The following is a 17,821-nucleotide window of genomic DNA, read 5'->3' as shown; positions in this document are numbered from 1 at the left end:
ATTTTTTGTCAGGAAAACAGCAACTGAAAATCACAGTTATTTTTAGTCCGCTAATTGTGGTTGGGGCGGCTTAAAACGCTGTGGTACTTAATGTTCCTGTACTAACAGGGCGAAGCTATTTCTGAGTGCAGGAAAGTCGAGAGGGTTCATTAACTTTCACGGCATGTTGGCTGTTTGATATTACACAGGAAAGCAAGACTTGTTCAAAAAGATCCTCGTTGTCTGCGTGGGCAATATATGCCGAAGTCCGACGGCTGAACTGCTGCTGCGCAACGCGCTGGGCCAGTCCGCCATCACCGTGTCCTCTGCCGGCCTGTCCGCCCGCGTGGGCGAGGGCGTGGAGGCCTCGGCGCGGCAGGTTCTCGAAGAGCACGGGCATTGCGCCGAGGCCTTCAAGGCGCGGCAACTGACCTCGGACATCGTCAATGACTCGGACCTGATCCTGGTCATGGAAAAGACCCACGTCAATCAAGTGCTGAAGATTGCCTCGCACGCCCGAGGCAAAGTGTTTCTGCTCGGCAAGTGGCAGAGCGAGCGCGAAATACATGATCCGTATCGTCAAGGCAAAGCCGCGTTTATTCATGCCCACGCATTGATTGAAGATGCTGTTAGTTCATGGGCAAAGCGTCTCGGGCATTGATGAATCTTCTTCAGAACAGTAAATGGTAAGAACAGACTTATGCAGTTACCGTCCGTAATCGGCACCCGCGACAATGATCAAGACAGTATTGATCTGCTCGGCATCTTCGGCAGCCTGATTGACCAGAAGTGGCTGATCGGCGCGCTGACCGGTGCCTTCATGGTCACCGGCGTCGCCTATGCGGTTCTGGCGACGCCCGTGTACCTGGCGAACGCGCTGGTGCAGGTCGAACCGAAAAAGAACGACATGCTCGGTTTCTCCGACCTCAACAGCATGCTCGGCGGGCAATCGCCGTCGGTGACCGAAATCGGCATCATCAAATCCCGCGCGGTGATCGGCAAAACCGTTGACGACCTGCGCCTGGATATCGACGTCACCCCCAACACGTTCCCGTTGATCGGCGGCTTTCTTTCGCGGCGTTATCGCGGAGACAGCGAGACCAGCGTCGCGCCGCCGCGTTTCGGTTTGAACAGTTACGCCTGGGGTGGCGAGCGTCTGGAGTTCAACCGGCTGCAATTGCCGAAAGACCTGCTCGGCAAGAAACTCACCCTGATCGCCGGCGAGCAGCAGCGTTTTCAACTGTTCGATGAAAACGACAATCTGCTCGCCGAAGGCGTGGCCGGCGAAGCGTTTGCCAACGACGGCGTAGAAGGGCAGATCGCGCACTTGTCGGCCAATCCCGGCACGCATTTTCAGGTGGTGCGCAATCCTCGGATCGTGACCATTCAGGGCTATCAGGACGCGCTGGATATCTCCGAACAAGGCAAGGAGTCGGGGATCATTCGTCTGGCGCTGGCCAGCTCGGACGCGGCCGAAGCGGTGAAGATCCTCAACAAGATCGCCTCGCTCTACGTCGAACAGAACGTACGCCGCACCTCGGCGGAAGCCGCGCAGAGCCTGGCCTTCCTGCAAAGCCAGTTGCCCCAGGTCAAGCGTGATCTGGCCAAGGCCAGCGACGCCTTGAATGCCTACCAGACCCACGGCAAGACCGTGAACATCTCGCTGGAAACCCAGTCGGTGCTGGGCCAGTCGGTGGCGCTGGAAACGCGCATTTCCGAGCTGAAAATGCAGCAGGCCGAACTCGATCGCAAGTTCACCAAACAGCACCCGGCGTATCGCGCCTTGATGACGCAGATCGGCGAATTGACCCAGCAGCAGAAATCCCTCGAAGGCAAGGTTCAGGACTTGCCGGCCACCCAGCAGGAATTGCTCAACCTGACCCGCGACGTCGAGGTGGCTTCGCAGATCTACACGCAGTTGCTGAACAAATCCCAAGAGCTCGACATCGTCCGCGCCGGGGCCGTCGGCAACGTGCGCTTGATCGACACTGCCGATGTCGACCTGACCAATCCGATCAAACCGAAGAAACCACTGATCGTGCTGATCGCGACATTGCTCGGCGCGTTTGTCGGCGTGGCGCTGGTGCTGCTGCGCAAATCCCTCAGCCGAGGCCTGGAAGGTCCGGAGGGCATCGAGCAGTTGGGCCTGCCGGTTTACGCGTCGATTCCCTACAGCGCCTTGCAGGAAGAAGAGGACAACAAAAAGGGCCGCGCCCGCGATGGCGTCGACAAGCCGGCGTACCTGCTGGCGCTGCGCAACCCGACTGATCTGTCGATCGAATCGATCCGCAGCCTGCGCACCTGCCTGCACTTTGCCGGGCTCGATTCGACCAACAACCGCATCATGATTTCCGGGCCGAGCCCGCAGGTCGGCAAGACCTTCGTCTCGTCCAACCTCGCGGCGGTCATGGCCCTGAGCGGCCAGCGCGTGGTGCTGATCGATGCCGACATGCGCAAAGGGCACCTGCACAAAACCCTCAACACCCCGATCAGCAACGGTCTGTCCGACCTGCTGGTCAAGCGCTGCACCCTTGAACAGGCGATCAACAAGGTCGAAGTCGACAACCTGCATTTCATCAGCCGGGGGCAAGTGCCGCCCAATCCTTCCGAGCTGCTGATGCACGCCAACTTTCGCGAGCTGCTGGCAGAACTCAGCGAGCGCTACGACCTGGTGATCATCGACACGCCGCCGCTGTTGGCAGTGACCGATGCCGCCATCGTCGGTCGCGAGGCTGGCATCAGCCTGATCGTCACCCGCTTCGGGGTGAACCCGGCCAAAGAGATCGAACTGACCATTCGCCGCTTCGCCCAGAACGGCATCGAGTTGAAAGGCGCGGTGTTCAACGGCGTCGAGAAGCGCGCGGCCAGCTATTACGGCGGCACTGGCTATTACAACTACGAATACGCGTCCGACAAATCCTGATGGTTGCCGATTGTTCTTTCCTGTTTGAAGTGGGTGAGTTGTGAAAAAAATACTGCACGTGGCAGAGACGATCAAAGGTGGCGTGGCGACGGTGATCCGCACGATCTCGGCATCCCCCGAAGACGACGCAGCGAATTATCAACTGGTCTATCTGGTACCCGAGGATCAGGCCAAGGAGCTGCATGGCATCGCCCCGCAACAAGTGCGCACCTTCCCGCGCAGCGGTCGCAACGTGCCATCGCTGCTGCGTTTCGCCTGGCGCCTGAGCCAGGTGCTGCTCAAGGAAAAGCCCGACGTTGTGCATTTGCACAGCACCTTTTCCGGAGTTATCGGCCGTGTTGTGTGCGTGCTGTTGCGACCATGGCGCAAGCCGAAAATCGTCTACTGCCCGCACGCGTTTTCGTTCCTGATGGAAAGCTCGCCGACCAAGCAGAAGGTCTATGCGTGGATCGAGCGCGTGCTGCAAAAAGTCACTGACGTGATCATCTGCGTCAGCCAGTACGAGCTGGATAAAGCCGCGCGTTTCGGCATCGAGCGCAAGCGCATGAAGCTGATCTACAACGGCATTCATCACAAGGATGACGCGCCGAAAACCGTTGGCGCCGAGCCGATTCATCTGCTGTTCGTCGGGCGTCTGGATTACCAGAAAGGCTTCGACGTGCTGCTCAAGGCCTACGCCAAGGTCAATCGCAACGACCTCAAACTGACGGTGGTTGGCAGTGCAGTCAACGAAGACTCTGTCGAGTGCCCGCCGATGGATTCGGTCGAGTACCTGCCGTGGGTGACGCCGAGTGAAGTGCAGGCGCTGTATCAGAAAGCCGATGCGCTGATCGTGCCGAGTCGCTGGGAAGGCTTTGCCATGGTGCCGCTGGAAGGCATGGCCATGGGGCTGCCGGTGATTGCCAGCAACTGCACTTCACTGCCGGAACTGGTCACCAACGAAGTGTCCGGTTACGTCTTCCCCTCCGGCGATCACCAGGCGCTGGCCGACGTTTTGACGATCATCCAGAAGCCGCGCCTGCTCGACCTCGGCAACGAAGGCCGGAGCATTGTCCGCGAACGTTTCAGCGCCGCGTTGATGATCCGCCAGACCTACGACCTGTATCACGCTCCCACTTATTAAGTAGAACTCAAGCTTATGAACGTAACGATTTTGCATGGCTACAGTGCGTCCAACTCCGGTGACGGTCTGCTCGTCGATCTGGCCATTGCTCTGGTGCAGCGTAACTTCGGTGACGACACCGCGATCAGTGTCGTGGCGTCCGACCCTGAGTCGTTCAACTATCTGCCGCACCCGCGTTTCGATGCGCCGGTGATGGCGGCCAAGGGTCTGGGGCGGGTCAAGCAAGCGGTGTTTCTCAATCAGTCCTACGCCGGGCTCGCTGATCTGCTGAAGAAGACCGATCTGATCGTCGGTGTCGGCGGCGGCTACATGCGTTCGAAAAGCGCCTTCGAGCACATCAAGCTGAAGCTCGGCCATGCCAAGCAACTGGAAACCGCGATTCTCAGCAAAGTGCCGTCGGTGTACCTGCCGCAGAGCATCGGTCCGTTCCACGGCGAGAGCAGCAAGATCGTTGAACACTACGCCAGCGCCGATGCGGTGTTCGTGCGTGACAACCGTTCCTCGGCGATTTTTGACGCTTGCGAAAACGTCTACCGCGCGCCGGATCTGGCCGTGCAGTCGCTGGCGAGCAAGATTCTTCAGCAACCGAAATTCACCCGCTGCGCCGCCTCGCCGGCGACCGTCTGCGTGGTGTTGCGCAAGCCGCCGGAGTGGAGCAAAGAGAAGAAGGTCGCTTACGTGGCCAATCTGAAACTGCTGCTGCAGCGTCTGAAGAACAAAAGCAAAGTGGTCTGCGCGGTACAGAGCGCGGTGCGTGGCAACGATGACGGCGCGTTCTACCGCGAGCTGGGCATCAACGAAGACCTGCTGTCGCTGAAGGCAACCATCGCCAAATACCAACCCGACCTGGTGATCTCGGTGCGTCTGCACGGCGCCATCGAATCGCTGCTCTCCGGCGTGCCGGCGTATCACATCAGCTACGAGCGCAAAGGCTTTGGCGCCTATCAGGACATGGGCGTCGAGGACTGGGTGATCAATGGCGGCGACATCGACGTCGACACCATCATCAACACCGTTTACGCGCCCAATGCCTTGGCGGATTTCGGCAAGCGCCTGACTGACACTTGCCGTGAGATCGAGGCGAAAACCGTGGCCATGGACGAAATCATCAAGGGTGTCGTTCGATGATATTTCGGCTGTTGCTTCGCGGCGGAGCCTTGGGCGCGAAGTTCTTGCTGGTGTTGGCCATCACCCATTACCTCGGTTACGAGGCGCTGGGTTTTTACGGTGTGGTGGTCGCGGCTTCGCTGATCGCGTCGAAGTTCTACAGCGTCGGCTTCAGTTCCGAAATCAACCGGCTGATCAGCGTCGGCGGCAGTTCGCGGCGGGTGGTCGACAAGGTTCTGCTGCTGTATCTGGCGGTGGGGCTGTTGTTGTCGGTGCTGACCGTGCTGATCTATTCGCTGTTCCAGTCGGTGGAAGCGACCGCCACGCTGATCCTGTGCGTGACGCTGGTGTTGCTCACTGAGCACCTGTCGTTCGAAATCAATTCCTTCGTGTTTTCTGCGCAGAAAGCCACCGCCGGCGCCTTGCTGTTCTTCATCAAGACTGGCCTGTGGGCGGTGTTGGCGGTGGGCGGCATGGTGCTCGGCTGGGTCGCGGGCATCGCCAGTGTGTTGTGGCTGTGGGTCGCCGCCAACGTGCTGGTGATCATCGCCGGTTATTTGATCGTGGTGAACGTGCACAAGGGCCGCGAGGCGACGGTGCTGGATACCGCGACGGTGTGGAAGGCCGGGTTGCCGTTCTATCTCGGCACCGGTCTGATCGCCCTGAGTCAGTACGCCGAGCGCTTTCTGATCATCGACCTGGAGCCCTACGCCAGCCTCGGTAAATATGTGTACGCGTGGTCGGCGGCGAACACTTTGCAGGCGTTGTCGTATGCGGTGGTGGCAGTGGTCGGCATTCCGGTGTTGGCCAAGCGTTTCCAGGCCGATCAACAGGCGTTCACGGTCAGGCAACTGTTCGTCAACAAATGGGTGATGCGCTCGCTAGTGGTCTCCGCCGTTGTGGCCGTGGCGATCTATGTGTTTTTCAATGTGCTGCTCGATTACGTCGCCAGCAGCGTGCCGCGTCCCGATAACGCGATCCTCGCGGTGCTGATCTTTTCCTTCGCGTTGCGGGCGATTGGCGACATCGTCTGGGGCGGTTTGATTGCTTCGAAAAACAGCCGGGTGTCGCTGGCCAGCGCGGCGCTCTGCCTGCTGATTTCGGTGCCGGTCAGCTATGTGCTGATCAAGCATTACTCGATCTACGGCGCGGCGTGGGGCAATGTTTTCGCCATCGTCGTGCAACTTGGTGTGATTGCAGCGTTGACCCGTGTCACCGGCGCAAAGAAGGCTGCGCTGTCATGGGCCTGAAACTGCCGCGCATCGAGTTTCGCGGGCGCACATTCGATTCGTCGATTTCCTTTCTGATTCTGTTCACCGGGCTGTTTCTGTCAGTGGCGATGCCGTTGCTGGTGCCGCGTGATCCGGGTCCGGATGCGATGACGTTGTGGTCGTCATATGCGCGTGCCGACAACTGCAATTTCTGGAACCCGTTCTCGCCGGATCGCTCGTCCTACGAGTGTTCGGCGTTCCTGCTGCGGCCTACCGGGATCAACCTGACCAACGCCTGGGCCTACGGCATGTTCTGCAATTTCTTCCTCACTGCGATTCCGGTGGTGGTGTTTCGGCGCATGCCGTTGACCATCTTCGGCACCCTGTGCCTGTGGGGCATCGTGCGTTCGTTTTTCCTCGAGAACCTGACCAAGGAAATCATCGTGTCGGTGGCGGTGTTGAGCATTCTGCTCAGCGCATTGACGCGCAAATATCGCGGCGGGTTTTTTCTTTCAGCGGTGATTTACGGCGTGCTGATCCGGCCGTACTGGATTCTGTTTTCGCTATCGTGGGTCGGCGTCTGCGTGATGAAAAAATACGTTTCGCGCTTCACCTTCTTTCTGATGCTGTTCCTGTTTTATCTGGCGGTGGCCATGGCCATTCAGCTGGCGCTGGGCTTTCCGGTGTCATCGATCCGCGCGAGCAACAACGAGCTGCGCACGGCGGGCGAGGAGGGCTCGAAGTCGCTCATCGTGTCGTGGCTCAGCGGCAGTGACTTCGTCTCCCAGGCACTGGATTCGATGATCATTTTCTTCCGCCTGTCGTTCCCGGTTGAGCTGATTCTGCTGTCCGGGCCGGGGCAGGTGATCTTCGTTGCGCTGATGATCATGACCGCGCTGCTGCTGTTCAAGGTCATCACTTCGACCGACTACAAGGGCGCGCCGATCCAGACCAAACCCAAGGAACTGATCGCGATTCCGCTGGCGTTTCTGTTGGTGCAAGGCTTGTTCGAGCCGGACTTCGGCTCCTTTGCCCGCCACTTCTCCATGGTCGTGCCGGTGTTGTTCGTCGGCCTGGGCTTGATGCTGCGCGCGAACAAACCGGTGCAGGTCGAATCAAGAATTCTCACTTAAGGCAGGTGCTCTATGTCGAGCAAGAAAAAATCCCTGGAGATCGAAACCCTACGCGGCCTGGCGTGCCTGCTGCTGGTGCTCTATCACGTCATCGGCCCGCTGGGAGGCGGCTTGAAGATCGACATCGGCTCGCCGTTCCGGGTCATCGCCGACTCGATGGTGTACGTGCGCATGCCGCTGTTCACGTTCATCTCCGGCTACATCTATTCGATCTACAAGATTCGCGGCAATGACTTTTCCGCCTTCTTCGTCGGCAAGGTGCGGCGGCTGATCGTGCCGCTGTTCTGCGTCGGCGTGCCGTTCTCGGTGCTGCAAGCGGTGGGGCCGGGGGTGAACAAGGACGTCGGCGTGATCGACGCGTTGTTGTCGTTCTGGGTACCGATCAACCATTTCTGGTTTCTGCAGGCGGTGTTCAGCATTTTCATCTTCGTCGGCTTGCTGGAATGGCGCGGCCTGCTGCGTTCAGCAACGCGGCTGTATGGCTTGTTTGCGTTTGCGGCAGTGTTGTTCCTGCTGCCGCCGTTGCCGCTGGATGCGTTCGGTATCAACGGTGCGATTTACCTGCTGCCGTTTTTTGTTGCAGGGATGATCGGGCAGGAAAATGTCGATGTTTTGAAGCAGCGTTTCAAAGTGATCGGGCCGCTGCTGTTTGTGCTGATCTCGCTGACGCTGTTATATGTCGCGGCGATTGATCGCGAACTCATTGTTGATCGCCGCAGCCTGATTGGTTTAGCCGTGGGTTGTGTGTCTTGCATCGCGTTGCTGTCGAGTGACATGCGCTCGAAAGCGCTGACCTGGCTCGGCGGATATTCCTATGCGATTTTCCTTTTCCATGTGCTGTTCGCAGCGACCTCGCGGTTTGTCCTCGGGCGCCTCGGCGTGAAGGATGAGAGCTTGCTGGTGCTTGGTGGTCTGAGTTGTGGATTGCTCGGGCCGGTGCTGTTGGCGATGGTGTTCAGCCGGTTCAATTTCACCTCGGTGTTGTTCCTTGGCGAACGTGCGGCGAAGAAGAAAGCACCGGTGATTGTCGCTCCGGTGGTGCAGACGCAGAACAGCTGAAAGCTTCGCGAGCAGGCTCGCTCCCACAGAGGTTGTGTGAATTGCACAAGGTCTTTTGTGGGAGCGAGCCTGCTCGCGAAGGGGCCATCCCGGACAAAGGAAATATTCAATGATGCCAGTAGACGCCCCTCTACCAGTCGCCACCTCGGCCATCACGATAGACGATGCCCGCCAGCGCTTTGCGCAGTGGCGCGAGGGCAAGGCCGGCACGGTGCTGGCGGTTTCGGTGATCGGCGACAGCTACACCGCCGGGCAGGATTTCTATCTGAACAAACTGGTGCAGCGAGTGGCCGCCGATGTGGGTTTCGCCGGCCCCGGTTACGTCGGTTTCAACCACGGCGCGGCGCTGGGCGGCACGCATTTCAAATACACCCGCAGCAGCGACAAATACTTCGGCGGCGGCTGGAAGGTTTCCGAGCTGGGCCAGGCCAGCCCGGACAGTCGCACGATCGGCGGCAAGCCGGGCGCCTGGTTGCAAGTGGATGCCAGCACTTCGCCGCGCATCGATACCACGGTCACTCAGGCGAAACTGTTGTATTTGGGCAATGGCGAATCCGATGAGTTGCGCTATCGCTGGTCGCCCGCGCAAGCCTGGCAACCGTTGAAACTCGCAGGCTCAGGCGTTCAGGAAGTCGCGCTAGCGGGCGTTCCATCAGCCGCAGACTGGTCATTCAGACTGGAAGTGGTGAAGGGCGCGCCCACGTTGTTCGGCCTTTGGATGACGAATGATGAGAAGGGCATTCGGGTGTCGAAACTGGCGGCCTCCGGCGCGGCATCGGCGGATTTCTATCACGCCGATCCACAGTGGCAGGCGCAATGGAAAGCGGTGGTGTCGAAGATCCCGGCCGACGTTTACCTGATCATGCTCGGCGGCAACGATCAGGGCTTCGGCGTCAAACCTGCGCAGTACCTGCAAAACGTTCAGGGCCTGGTGAGCATGCTGCGCGAGATTCAGCCAGCGGCGAGCATCAACCTGATCATGCGTCAGGACACCACGCGCTCCAGCGCTTATCCGATGTCGGCCTATGCGCAGGTGCTCGAGCCGTGGGCGCGTGAACAGCAGCTCGGTTTTGCCAACCTGCAATGCGCGTTTGGCCCCGACGTCAAACGCTACGCCAGCGCGATGATCGGCCCGGACAAGATTCATCCGTTGCCGGCCACGGGCGGGAAGGTGATTGCCGATTATTTTTATGGCTGGATAACTGGTACGAGTACCGGTTGCGACGACTCGCCACCATGATCGTTCCCACGCTCCGCGTGGGAACGCCGCCCGGGACGCTCCGCGTCCCTCCGCAGCGTGACGCAGAGCGTCACGGGATGCATTCCCACGCGGAGCGTGGGAACGATCAATGCTGACTGTGCCGCCGCTTTCGCGAGCAGGCTCGCTCCCACAATGGATTGGCGTGAAGCCCGGGTGATCAGGCGTCGTGCTTGAAGGCGTCGATGAGCCCCAGCAGTTCGTCAAGCTTGCGCGGCATCAACCGCGCATCACAGCGCGTCTCGACGTTAATGATGATCGCCGGGTCGTTGCAGCAGATGCGCACGCGAAAGCGCCAGTCGCTGAAGATCACTTTCAGGCCATCGCGGTCATCCATTTCCAGCGCCTGTTCGCCATACAACGCTTTCAGGTGCGCGAGCAGCGGATAGGGATCGCGCAGCGGCCGGCGAATATCGCCGGACGCAGGAAACACACCGATCCGCTCCACCAGCAGAATCGTGCCCAGCCAGGTTTCGTTGGCGCTGGGCAACGGTTGATGGCGCGACAACCAGCTCATCACCCCGAGGTTGCCCACCTCACGTTCAATCTCTGTCGAATGTTGTGCAATGTTCATGGTTGCCTGCCTCTGGTGGTGGGGAGCCGTCTCAGCGGCCCTTGAGGTACACGTTGTCGTAGCAGAAGTTGGTCGCCTGCAGATAACCCTCGGCATCGCCGCAGTCGAAGCGCAGGCCTTTGAATTTGTAGGCCAGCACGCAGCCGTTCTGCGCCTGTTTCATCAGCGCGTCGGTGATCTGGATTTCGCCGCCCTTGCCCGGTTCAGTGTCGGCGATCAGGTCGAAGATGTCCGGAGTGAGGATGTAGCGCCCGATGATCGCCAGGTTCGACGGCGCGTCCTGCGGCGCCGGTTTTTCCACCATGTTGTTGACCCGGTAGATGCCCTCGGAAATCAGCTCACCGGCAATCACGCCGTACTTGTGAGTCTGGTCGGCCGGGACTTCCTGGATGGCGACGATCGAGCAGCGAAATTTCCTGTACAGCTGGATCATCTGCGACAGCACGCCGTCGCCTTCGAGGTTCAGGCACAGGTCGTCGGCCAGCACCACGGCAAACGGCTCGTCGCCGATCAATGGGCGACCGCTGAGAATGGCGTGGCCCAGGCCTTTCATTTCCACCTGACGGGTGTAGGAGAAGGTGCAGGTGTCGATCAGCTCGCGGGTGCCGGCGAGGAATTTCTCTTTCTCGGTGCCACGAATCTGGTGCTCGAGTTCGTAGCTGATGTCGAAGTGGTCTTCCAGCGCGCGCTTGCCCCGGCCGGTGACGATGGCCATGTGTTGCAGGCCGGCGTCCCGTGCTTCTTCAACGGCGTATTCGATCAACGGCTTGTTGACGATCGGCAGCATCTCTTTCGGCATGGCTTTGGTCGCCGGCAAGAAACGCGTGCCGTAGCCGGCAGCGGGGAACAAACATTTACGAATCATAAAAGTATCCTGGACAGTCATGGAACACAGGCGACGGTTGCGCACCAGAAAGTGGCGGCAAGTTTCAATGATTATTGAAGGCTTACTTTAATACCCGAGTCAGGTTGTTGCTGGCAATTAGTTGCGCTGTTAAAAAGCGCTAATGTTATGAGATGTCGACTACTTGGTTATTAGTTATTTTTAGTCGGTATCTGTCGATAGTGATAAGTGTCCAGGGAGTGCTAATAAGTACCCGTCAAACAGTTTGACCGGCAAAAATAATTATTGCCAGTGGTTGAACTAAATTTGTTTAAGGTTGTTGTCGCCCTGTTTGTGTGAATTGCTCCGCATCTCCACCAGGCATGGCTTGACACGCTACCGGGTATTTATTCAATGACGGACCGCGCTATGAAGATTCTGGTAACGGGGGGTGCCGGCTATATCGGCTCGCATACCACACTTGCATTGCTTGAGGCAGGTTATGAAGTTGTCGTTCTGGATAATCTTTGTAACAGCAGCGATGCAGCACTCCACGCGGTTGAAGCCATTTGCGGCAAAAGTGCATGGATGATTCGCGGCGACGTCTGCGATCGCGCGTTGCTGGATCGTATTTTCCGCGAGCATCAGATCGACGCCGTGCTGCATTTCGCCGGGCTGAAAGCCGTGGGCGAAAGTGTGCGTAAACCGCTCGAATACTACGAAACCAACGTCGGCGGCAGCATCACCCTGTGTCAGGCGATGGCAGCGGCGGGGGTGTTCCGGCTGGTGTTCAGTTCCTCGGCAACGGTGTACGGCGAGCCCGAAGAGATGCCGATTCGCGAGGATTTTCCGACGGGCAATCCGACCAATCCCTACGGCCAGTCCAAGCTGATCGTCGAGAACGTGCTGCGCGACCTGAGCCTCGCCGAGCCGCGCTGGAGCATCGCGCTGCTGCGCTATTTCAATCCGATCGGCGCTCACGCCAGCGGGCACATGGGCGAAGACCCCAACGGCATCCCGAACAATCTGGTGCCGTATATCAGCCAGGTTGCGGTCGGCAGCCTGCGCGAGCTGTCGATCTTCGGTAACGATTACCCGACCGCCGATGGCACCGGCGTGCGCGATTACATTCATGTCGTCGATCTGGCGGATGGGCATTTGAAAGCGTTGCAGTCGATCAGCGAGCGCACCGGCATTCACACCTGGAACCTCGGCACCGGCGATGGCTACAGCGTGCTGCAAGTGCTGCATGCCTTCGAACAGGCCTGCGGGCGGCCGGTGCCGTACCGGATGATGCCGCGTCGCGCCGGTGATATTGCCGAGAGTTTTGCCGATGCTTCGAAAGCGGCGAAAGAACTCGGCTGGAAAGCCACGCGCAACTTGCAGGACATGGTTGCCGACACTTGGCGCTGGCAGTCGAATCATCCCAACGGTTATTCGCGATGATGGCCATTTAGTCCGATGTTAGTTTCAGTCAGGTTGTTAGATAACGTCGGGAAATTACACTGGCAATGCCTTTTGCAAGTCCGTAGATATAAACCTGCCGTTCGACTTTAGCAGTTGCACAGGACTGTGAAAGAACAACGGATCTTGTTCGCGCTCTTTGCGGACTTGAAAGCTACCAGCTCTGACACAGATCTGTTTTTTAACAGTTCGAATGTTAGAAAGGAGTTGTTATGAAAAAAGTGATGGCAGTTGCCCTGTTGACGATGTTGAGCAACTGGGCTGCCGCCGCTGAAGCGCCGTTGACAGCGGTAACCAATGTAGGTGGCAGTGTGGCGGCTTCGCAAGCGCCCGCGGCCAGTACTGCAATGGTTGCCAGTGCTGTAGCGGCGTCCAACAGCGGTGGCAGTGCCAACGGCGGTACCACCGGTACGACGGGTACCACCGGTACAACCGGCACGCATAACTAACAGGAACATTTGTTAGTGCAGTACAGAGTCGCCCGACGCAAGTCGGGTGACTTTGTTTTTTGGATTCGCCCTTGAATAGCGTAGTGCCATTATGACTCGTAGTGTTTATCTTTTAATGTTGGCAAGTCTCGCTTTGCAAGGTTGCATGTTTTCCCCCGGCCAGTACCTGAGCACCAGCGATATCACCCGCCAGGGTGCCAGCGAAAGCAGTCGGGTCGAGCTGATTCCGATCACCCCGAAACTGATCGCCATGAACCGCGCCACGCAGAAGCGTGAGTCGCTGCCGGCGGAGCTGCTGGTGACGCCGGCGGAATATCGCATCGGCAACAATGACGTGCTGTACATCACCGTCTGGGATCACCCGGAGCTGACTGCCCCCTCCGGCGCGCAACAACAGATCGATGCCAACGGCCGTCTGGTGCGCTCCGATGGCACGCTGTATTACCCGTTCATCAAGGAAGTCCAGGCCGCCGGCCGGACCATCCAGCAACTGCGCGCTGACATCGAACAGCGCTTGTCGGCGTTCATCGCCGAGCCGCAGGTCGACGTCGCGGTGTTGCGCTTCGCCAGTCAGAAAGTCGTGGTCACCGGCGCCGTCACGAAGGCCGGCCCGCAAGCGATTTCGACCAATCCGCTGAGCGTGGTCGAGGCCCTCGGTTCCGCCGGCATCGACACCAACAATGCTGACTTGTCCGGGCTGTTGCTGACGCGCAACGGGCGGGTTTATCCGCTCAATCTCGACTCGCTCAATCAGCAGGATTCCGAACTGCAGAACGTCTACCTCAAGGGCGGCGATCAGCTGTATCTGCCGTACAACGACAACAAGCGCATCTACGTCATGGGCGAAGTCAACCAGCCGCGCGCGCTGAGCTTCAAGACCGCGACCATGAACCTCTCTGACGTGCTCGGTTCGGTCGGTGGCCTGAGTCAGACCAGTTCCAACGGCAACGCGGTGTACGTGATTCGCGGCGTGGAAAATCTCGACGTCGAGCCGGCGAAGATCTATCAGCTCGAAGCCGAATCGCCGACCGCCATGGCGCTGGCTTCGCACTTCCAGGTGCGGCCACAGGATGTGGTCTACGTCGGCCCGGCCAACGTCACTCGCTGGAACCGTTTCATCAGCCAGTTGGTGCCGTCGGCGTCGATTGTCGGCACTGGGGCTTCGGCAGCGAAGAACTGGAGCGAATACAGCAACAACAGCAAATAAGGCCGCCCGACTGTGAACCTATTGAAAGTGGGCGTCTGCCTGATGGTGGCCTCGTTGCTGTGCGGCTGTAACCCGCTGATGAGCGCGTCGCTGAACAACCTCAAAGCCGCCGTCGTCGGCCCTGACGAGGTTGATGTGACAGCGGCCGAAGTCGCCGGGGTCAACTACCCGCAACTGAAACTGACCACGCCATCCGGCTCAGGTGTACTGGCGCTGGTGCGCGAGCGCGAAGACCTGCAATTCTGGGTCGCCTCCGGCAAGCAGGTGTTGCTGCTGCGCGATGGCCTCGCCGTGCGCAGCATCGGCCTCGGCCTGCAAGGTGATCTGGATGGCACGCGGCTGGCCGATGACTCGCCGTTCAAACACGGTCTGCATCACGTCGCCGATGGCTTCACCACACGGCGCTGGATCGATCTGTACAAAGGCCAGGAAGTCGGCGTGATCGTCAACAGCCGCTTTTCGCGCCGTTCCACCGAGACCCTGGAGATTCTTGACAAGCCTTACTCGGTGCTGCGCGTCGATGAACAGATTGACGCGCCAGCCATCGGCCTCAGCGCGACCAACCGTTACTGGGTCGACCCGCGAGACGGTTTCATTCTGCAAAGCGAGCAACAACTGACCTCGCAACTGCGCGTGAAGCTGGTGCAATTGACTCCTGACCGCAGGCATCTGCCGTGAAGCGCTTAAGCATTTTGGCTGCGGGTCTTTTGCTGATCGCTGGGGTGAGTCAGGCCGCCGTCATCGTGTCCGGCGACGTCGCCAATCCCGGGCCGATCGCATTGCCGCCGGGTGGACGCCTGTTCGATGTGATCAGCGAAGCCGTGCCCAATGCCGAAGGCTATTGGCTGGCGGGCGGCTTGTTGCGCCAGTCGCTGGTCGAGGAACAGACGCGGCTCAAGGTTGGTGTGCTGTTCGATCTCGAGGTGCTGCAGCGCATGGCGACGCTGTTTGATCGGCCAAGCCGCGCGGCACTGGCACAGCGCGTTGCTGAAGAAGTCCGACAAATGCCAGTGACCGGACGGCAGATCGCTGACCTCGATCCGGTGGCGGTGGAAGTCGGCTTCGCGCGCAACATTCGTCTGGATGACGGCGATCGGCTGATCTATCCGAAACGGGTTGATGAAGTGCAGGTGTTGGGCGCGGTCACCGAGCCGTGCCACCTGCCGTACCAGCCATTGCAGGAGGCCCGCGAATATCTCGAAGGCTGCTCGATTCTCGACGATGCCGAGGCCGATTACCTGTGGTTGATCCAGCCCAACGGCGTCTTGCGGCGCGTCGGCATCGCGCACTGGAATCGCGAGTCCGGGCAGTTTCCGGTGGCCGGCAGCAGGATTCTGGTGCCGATAAAAAATGATGATCTTGATCCGCCTCTTCCTGAATTGAATCAGCAGTTGGCCGAATTCATTGCCACGCAGCTGGCCGAGGTGGTTCGTTGAAGTTACGTTTTGCAGCTGTGTTGTTATTGCCCTGCGGTCTGGCTCACGCCGAGCCGCGCATCACCCAGAATGACTTCGGTGGCGCCGGTCTGTTGCAGACGCCGACGGCGCGCATGGCTCCGGCGGGGGAGTTGAGCGTCAACGCCAACCGCACCGACCCGTACAGCCGCTACAGCGTGTCGTTGCAACCGCTGGACTGGCTCGAAGGTTCGTTTCGCTACACCGCTATCACCAACCGGCCCTACGGCTCGGAGGCCCTCAGCGGCAGCCAAAGCTACAAGGACAAGGCGGTCGACGCCAAAGTGCGCCTGTGGCAGGAAAGCCACTGGGCACCGGAAGTGGCGCTGGGCTTCCGAGATATCGGTGGTACCGGTTTGTTCTCCAGCGAATTCTTCGTCGCCAACAAGCGCTTCGACAATTTCGATTTCAGTGCCGGCATCGCCTGGGGCTACATCGGTAATCGCGGCGACTTCGACAACCCGCTGGGCTACGTCAGCAATCGCTTCGATACGCGCCCGGCGCTGGAAGGCACCGGTGACGTCAACTCCGGCGCGTACTTTCGCGGCAAGCCTTCACTGTTCGGTGGCGTGAGCTACCAGACGCCGTGGGATCGGCTGAGCCTGAAGCTTGAATTCGAAGGTAACGACTACAAGAACGAGCCGAAGGACAACGAGATCAAACAGGACTCGCCGATCAACCTTGGCGCTGTGTTCAAGGTGACCGATTCGATCGACCTGAGCGCTGCCTGGGAACGGGGCAATACGGCGATGTTCGGCGTGACCTTTCACACCAATTTCGTCAGCCGCAAGGCGCCGGCCAAGACCTACGATCCGACCCCAGAACCGCTGCCGGCGAAGGCGCCGACGACCTCGATGGAACAGGTCAACTGGGCCGATGTGTCGCGGCGTTTGCAGCAGAATGCCGGATACAAGGTCGAGCGCATCAGCCAGCGCGATTCCGAACTGATCGTCTATGGCGAGCAGCAGCGTTATTTCCATTCGTCCAAAGCCGTTGGCCGCGCGAGCCGGATTCTCGACAACAGCGTCAACGACGACATCGACTGGTTCACCGTGGTCAACAAGCGCTATGACTTGCCGCTGGAAGAAACCAGCCTGCCGCGCCAGACCTTTCGCGAAGTGATCAACAACGAAGAACCGTTGGAGGCGCTGCACCGCACCACCGAAATCAACCCGGCGATGCCGCACAACGAGAAAACCCTCTACACCGAAGCGCCGCAGCATTTCAGCTATGGCGTGGGGCTGGGCTTCAAGCAGAACGTCGGCGGCCCGGATGGTTTGCTCTATCAATTCAGTGCTGATGCGGACGCGGAATATCGCTTCAACCGCAACACTTGGTGGAGCGGTTTGCTCAGCGCCAACCTGGTCAACAACTTCGACAAATTCGTCTACGACGCGCCGAGCGGATTGCCCCGCGTGCGCACGGATTTGCGCCAGTACCTGACCACGTCAAACACGACCATGCCGTTGTTTCAGCTCAGCCATGCCGAGCAGCTGGACAAGGATCTGTACGGCATGGTGTACGGCGGCTATCTGGAGTCGATGTTTGCCGGCGTCGGCGCGGAAGTGTTGTTCCGCCCGACCGGCGAACGCTGGTCGCTGGGCGCGGACCTGAACTGGGTGCGCCAACGCGATTTCGATCAGGGTTTTGCCTTGCGCGATTACTCGGTAGTGACCGGGCATATCACCGGCTATACCGACCTGCCGTTCGATACGCTGGCGGCGGTCAGTGTCGGTCGCTATCTGGCCGGGGATTGGGGCACCACCGTGGACATCTCGCGCGAGTTTTTTAACGGCGTGCGCGTCGGTGCCTGGGCGACCATCACCACGGCCAGCAGCGCGGAATATGGCGAAGGTAGTTTCGACAAAGGCCTGTACCTGTCGATCCCGTTCGACGAAATGATGAGCATGTCGACCATGCGCCGCGCCAACCTGGTCTGGGCGCCACTGACCCGAGATGGCGGCGCCAGACTGAGCCGCAGCTATCAACTGCACTCGATGACGGATAGCCGGGAAGGGGACATGTTCTATCGCAACTTCGAGAAGATTACCGAGTAA

16 protein-coding genes are annotated in these 17,821 nt (G+C 59.4%); 14 read left to right on the top strand and 2 right to left on the bottom strand.

Annotation, left to right across the window (positions count from 1 at the left end):
* The first annotated feature begins 199 nt into the window (after positions 1-199).
* The 8 genes from BXA01_RS06670 to BXA01_RS06635 all read left to right on the top strand — a co-directional run bounded on the left by BXA01_RS06670 (position 200) and on the right by BXA01_RS06635 (position 9,775).
* Complete coding sequence (locus BXA01_RS06670; RefSeq protein ID WP_041477312.1) at positions 200-640, top strand: low molecular weight protein-tyrosine-phosphatase; 441 nt, start codon at positions 200-202, stop codon at positions 638-640.
* A gap of 39 nt (positions 641-679) precedes the next feature.
* On the top strand, positions 680-2,902 hold the full coding sequence (locus BXA01_RS06665; protein WP_076563647.1) for a polysaccharide biosynthesis tyrosine autokinase: 2,223 nt from the start codon (positions 680-682) through the stop codon (positions 2,900-2,902).
* Between the two features lie 40 nt (positions 2,903-2,942).
* On the top strand, positions 2,943-4,025 hold the full coding sequence (locus tag BXA01_RS06660) for a glycosyltransferase (protein WP_076563646.1): 1,083 nt from the start codon (positions 2,943-2,945) through the stop codon (positions 4,023-4,025).
* Positions 4,026-4,040: 15 nt separating this feature from the next.
* On the top strand, positions 4,041-5,153 hold the full coding sequence (locus BXA01_RS06655) for a polysaccharide pyruvyl transferase family protein (protein ID WP_041477306.1): 1,113 nt from the start codon (positions 4,041-4,043) through the stop codon (positions 5,151-5,153).
* Positions 5,150-6,382: an oligosaccharide flippase family protein gene (locus BXA01_RS06650; RefSeq protein WP_076563645.1), complete on the top strand. Its 1,233-nt coding sequence runs from the start codon at positions 5,150-5,152 to the stop codon at positions 6,380-6,382. The genes BXA01_RS06655 and BXA01_RS06650 overlap by 4 nt, the downstream gene beginning before the upstream one ends.
* Positions 6,373-7,476: a hypothetical protein gene (locus BXA01_RS06645; protein ID WP_056791467.1), complete on the top strand. Its 1,104-nt coding sequence runs from the start codon at positions 6,373-6,375 to the stop codon at positions 7,474-7,476. The genes BXA01_RS06650 and BXA01_RS06645 overlap by 10 nt, the downstream gene beginning before the upstream one ends.
* A gap of 12 nt (positions 7,477-7,488) precedes the next feature.
* On the top strand, positions 7,489-8,535 hold the full coding sequence (locus BXA01_RS06640) for an acyltransferase family protein (protein ID WP_076563644.1): 1,047 nt from the start codon (positions 7,489-7,491) through the stop codon (positions 8,533-8,535).
* A 109-nt stretch (positions 8,536-8,644) separates the two neighbouring features.
* A complete protein-coding gene (locus BXA01_RS06635; RefSeq protein ID WP_076563643.1) occupies positions 8,645-9,775 on the top strand; it encodes an SGNH/GDSL hydrolase family protein in 1,131 nt (376 codons plus the stop codon).
* A gap of 178 nt (positions 9,776-9,953) precedes the next feature.
* On the opposite strand, the gene BXA01_RS06630 is transcribed toward BXA01_RS06635, so the two are convergent.
* Entirely contained in the window at positions 9,954-10,367 is a 414-nt protein-coding gene (locus tag BXA01_RS06630) for a mannose-1-phosphate guanylyltransferase (protein WP_016770593.1), read from the bottom strand.
* A 31-nt stretch (positions 10,368-10,398) separates the two neighbouring features.
* Positions 10,399-11,232, bottom strand: a complete 834-nt coding sequence (galU, locus tag BXA01_RS06625) for a UTP--glucose-1-phosphate uridylyltransferase GalU (RefSeq protein ID WP_041477294.1) — start codon at positions 11,230-11,232, stop codon at positions 10,399-10,401.
* Positions 11,233-11,619: 387 nt separating this feature from the next.
* On the opposite strand from galU, the gene galE reads away from it, so the two are divergent.
* The 6 genes from galE (at position 11,620) to BXA01_RS06595 (ending at position 17,821) form a co-directional block, all read left to right on the top strand.
* Positions 11,620-12,636 (top strand): UDP-glucose 4-epimerase GalE, encoded by a 1,017-nt coding sequence (galE, locus tag BXA01_RS06620; RefSeq protein WP_076563642.1) that lies wholly within the window; start codon positions 11,620-11,622, stop codon positions 12,634-12,636.
* A 230-nt stretch (positions 12,637-12,866) separates the two neighbouring features.
* Positions 12,867-13,103 carry a hypothetical protein gene (locus BXA01_RS06615; protein ID WP_016775457.1) on the top strand — a complete coding sequence of 79 codons (237 nt, stop codon included), beginning with the start codon at positions 12,867-12,869 and terminating at the stop codon, positions 13,101-13,103.
* Between the two features lie 91 nt (positions 13,104-13,194).
* A complete protein-coding gene (locus BXA01_RS06610) occupies positions 13,195-14,310 on the top strand; it encodes a polysaccharide biosynthesis/export family protein (protein ID WP_172667912.1) in 1,116 nt (371 codons plus the stop codon).
* A gap of 12 nt (positions 14,311-14,322) precedes the next feature.
* Positions 14,323-14,988, top strand: coding sequence for a YjbF family lipoprotein (locus tag BXA01_RS06605; protein WP_076563641.1), 666 nt, complete (start codon positions 14,323-14,325; stop codon positions 14,986-14,988).
* Complete coding sequence (locus BXA01_RS06600; protein ID WP_076563640.1) at positions 14,985-15,746, top strand: capsule biosynthesis GfcC family protein; 762 nt, start codon at positions 14,985-14,987, stop codon at positions 15,744-15,746. The genes BXA01_RS06605 and BXA01_RS06600 overlap by 4 nt, the downstream gene beginning before the upstream one ends.
* Positions 15,743-17,821, top strand: coding sequence for a YjbH domain-containing protein (locus BXA01_RS06595; RefSeq protein ID WP_024013608.1), 2,079 nt, complete (start codon positions 15,743-15,745; stop codon positions 17,819-17,821). Before BXA01_RS06600 ends, BXA01_RS06595 begins: the two co-directional genes overlap by 4 nt.

This window comes from Pseudomonas sp. B10, from assembly GCF_900156235.1.
In the GTDB taxonomy this organism is placed as follows: domain Bacteria; phylum Pseudomonadota; class Gammaproteobacteria; order Pseudomonadales; family Pseudomonadaceae; genus Aquipseudomonas; species Aquipseudomonas siliginis.
This window is presented reverse-complemented; position numbering and strand designations above follow the sequence as displayed.